The 3,086-nt window shown below is 74.5% G+C and carries 4 protein-coding genes and 1 tRNA gene; 2 read left to right on the forward strand and 3 right to left on the reverse strand.

Translation table 11 applies throughout. From position 1 onward, the window contains the following. The 3 genes from FJ251_14985 to smpB form a co-directional block, all read right to left on the reverse strand. Nucleotides 1-404: hypothetical protein (locus FJ251_14985; GenBank protein ID MBM4119007.1), on the reverse strand; the 404-nt coding region annotated here is incomplete at its 3' end. Continuing rightward, the gene (locus tag FJ251_14990) at nucleotides 404-1,894 is read right to left on the reverse strand and encodes a hypothetical protein (GenBank protein MBM4119008.1); all 1,491 of its coding nucleotides are present in this window, start codon (nucleotides 1,892-1,894) and stop codon (nucleotides 404-406) included. The genes FJ251_14985 and FJ251_14990, both read right to left, overlap by 1 nt. Further along, a complete protein-coding gene (gene smpB / locus FJ251_14995; protein ID MBM4119009.1) occupies nucleotides 1,891-2,352 on the reverse strand; it encodes an SsrA-binding protein SmpB in 462 nt (153 codons plus the stop codon). The genes FJ251_14990 and smpB overlap by 4 nt, the downstream gene beginning before the upstream one ends. 145 nt (nucleotides 2,353-2,497) lie before the next feature. Between smpB and FJ251_15000 the strand changes: the two genes are divergently transcribed. Next, nucleotides 2,498-2,584, forward strand: a tRNA-Leu gene (locus FJ251_15000). A gap of 56 nt (nucleotides 2,585-2,640) precedes the next feature. Continuing rightward, a partial coding sequence (locus FJ251_15005; protein ID MBM4119010.1) for an alpha/beta hydrolase occupies nucleotides 2,641-3,086 on the forward strand: 446 nt, incomplete at its 3' end.

Raw genomic sequence — 3,086 nt, forward strand, 5'->3', positions numbered from 1 at the left:
CCGCGCTCCTCCAGGCTGCCCGCGCGCGTCAGCTGCGCCGCGCTGGCGCTGCTGAAGTCCAGGGTGAGCAGGCCCGCGCCCTCCTCGAAGAAGACGTGCTCCAGCTCCATGCCCGGCGGAAAGGCCCGCCCCGCGCCCCGCTCGGGCCCGCGCAACAGCTCCAGCAGCGTGCGCTCGATGCGGTCGACGGAGTCGTCCTTCAGCTCGACCACCCGCAGCTCCTCGTGCCAGACGGGGTCGAGGCCGCCCTCGGCGAAGAAGAGCACGGCCGTCTGCGAGCCGTAGCCCTCCCAGCTCTCGCCCGTCTCGACCGGCGCCGGGGCCGGCCCCTCCTGCCTGTCGCAGCCCGGGCCGCCCGCTGCGAGGAGGAGCAGGCAGCCGAGCGCCAGTGCGCGCCGCTCCATCAGCCCCCCTCCCGCCAGCGCCGGCTGCGCGCGGCCAGGCTGCGCGCCAGCGCGCGCAGGCGCTCGTTGCGCGTCGGCGCGTCCTCCCAGGCCGCGCGCTCGGTGGCGCTGTCCAGGTTGGCGACCTCCAGCAGCAGCGCCGGCATGTCCAGCCCCTCGAGGATGGCCGTGCGCTCGCGGCGGATGCCGAGCTGGGGCCAGTCCGTCAGGAGCCCGAGCGACTGCTCGAGGCCGGCGGCCAGCTCGAGGCTGCTCTCGCCGTGCGCGGCCTGCACGGCGGCCCAGGGCCGCAGGGCGCCGGCCTCGCCCGGCGGCTCCTCGGGCGCTTCGAGGATGATCTCGAGGCCGCTCTCCCCCGCCAGGCCACGCCGCGTCAGGTGCAGCGAGAGATAGAGGTCGGCGCCCGCCACGTTGGCCGCCTGCACGCGGGACTGCGGCCCGCGCTCGCGGTCGTCGCGGCGCGTCCAGATCACCTCGAAGCCCTCGCGCTCCAGCTCGGGCGCCAGGGCCTCGGCCAGGCGCAGGGTCCAGTCCTTCTCGATCTGGCCGCCGCTGACGGCGCCCGTGTCCGTCCCGCCGTGTGCGGGGTCGAGCACGACGCGCTTGAGGCGCCGCGCCGGCGCGGGCAGGGCAGCGCGGCGCTCGGGCAGGCTGCCCGCGAACTCGGGCTCGATGAGCCCCGGTGCGGCGGGCAGTTCGGCCGTGAGCGCCCAGGTCAGGGCCACCGGATCGCTCGCACTGCGCAGGCTCCCCAGCGGGCGGCGGCAGTAGAGCGTGAGGGCGGCGCCTGCCTCGGCCTCCTCGAGGCGCAGCGAGTCGATGGGCGCCCGCGCCGGCAGGCGCTGCCAGTCGAAGGGCGCCAGGCGCCCGCCGGGGAAGTGCAGCCGCAGCACGCTCTCCCCCACGCGCTCGAGCCGCGGCTCCAGCGACTCCGCGAGCTGGAAGACGCCGCGCAGGCGCTCGCCCGAGAAGACCCACTCGACGCTGAGCACGTTGACGCTGCGCAGACCGCCGACCAGGCGCAGCACTTCCTCGTCGCGGCGCAGCGGCAGATCGGGCAGTTCCTCGAGCAGCACGGGCCAAAAACTGAGCGGCAGGTAGAAGCGCCCGGCCGCGATGCGGCAGGGCTCGCCGAGGCGGCGCGGGCGGCTGTCCACGAAGAGCCAGACGGAGCCATCCGTCAGCTTGACGCGGTGGCCGGCCACGGCCAGGGAGACCTTGCGCGTGATGGGGTCGAAGAAGCGGTTGGCGCCCAGGATCTGCGTCGCGTCCCAGAGGTCGAGGTAGGCCTCGTCCGCGCCCGGGAAGCGAAAGAGCGGGAAGCTGCGCGCGGCGCGGCCCTGGCCGGGCAGAAACTCCAGGGTCTCCGCGCTCAGGGCCGGCCGCTCGCTGGACGGCGCTGGCAGCTCGGCGGTCGCCGGCGCCGCCGCGAGCGGCAGCGCCAGGAGCAGGGCGAGGGCGAGCCCCCCGCCTGGCCGGCCTCGCTTCACTCGCGCTCCCCTCGACGCGCGCGGGCCACGGAGCGGGCGGCGTCGCGGGCCGCGATGGCCTCGCGTTTGTCGTGCTTGCGCTTGCCGCGCGCGAGGGCCAGCTCCACCTTCGCCCAGCCGCCCTTGAAGTAGAGCCGCGTCGGCACGAGGGTGAGGCCCCGCTCCTGGATCTTGATCACGAGGCGCCGCCGCTCCTTGGCGTTCATCAGCAGCTTGCGTCGACGTTCGGGCGCGTGCGCGTCGGTGGTGCCCTGCGCGTAGGGACTGATGTGCAGGCCGACGAGCCAGAGCTCGCCGTCCTCGACGGCGGCGTAGGCGTCCTTGATGTTCGCCTTGCCTGCGCGCAGGCTCTTCACCTCCGTGCCGACCAGGACCATCCCCGCCTCGAAGGTCTCGAGCAGTTCATAGTCGAAACGGGCCTTGCGGTTGACCGCGATGATCTTGATCGCTTCGCTCATGGCGGGGATCTCCGGAGCGCGCCGACAGGCTTCGCGCGGCCGGCAGGCTAGCATTGCCTCCGAGATGGCGCAAGGGAAAGGGCTCTGGCGCTGGCCGGGGCCTCTTGACAGCGGCTGGGAGCGCGCCTACTGTGCAGTCGCCAGCGCCGAAGTGGTGGAATTGGTAGACGCGCTACGTTCAGGTCGTAGTGGGGGCGACCCCATGGGAGTTCGAGTCTCCCCTTCGGCACCCGACAAGGCGGCCTCTCCCCGAGAGGCCGCCTTCTTCGTTCTCCGCGGGAGGCGGACATGATCCCGGCGACGAGCATCCCCTTCTCCCTGCCGAGCGCCGACGGCTTCCCCCTGCGCGGGAATCTGCACCCGCCCAGCGGGCCGGCCGGGCCGCCCGTGCTCATCGTCCACGGCTTCAAGGGCTTCAAGGACTGGGGCTTCTTCCCGCTCCTCGCCGAGCGGCTGGCGGCGGCCGGCTGGATGGCCTGCCGCTTCAATCTCTCGGGCAGCGGCCTGGGCGAGGACCCCGATCGCTTCAGCGAGCGCGAGCGCTTCGAGCGCAACACCTACAGCCGCGAGCAGGCGGACATCGCCGTCCTGGTCGAGGCGCTCGCGGCCGGCGCGCTGCCCGGCCTCGCCGGGCCGGCGCCGCGCCTGGGCCTCTTCGGCCACAGCCGCGGTGGCGGCGGCGCCATCCTCGCCGCGGCGCGCGACCCGCGCGTCGCCGCGCTCGTCACCTGGGG

This window comes from bacterium (assembly GCA_016873475.1).
Lineage (GTDB): Bacteria > Krumholzibacteriota > Krumholzibacteriia > JACNKJ01 > JACNKJ01 > VGXI01.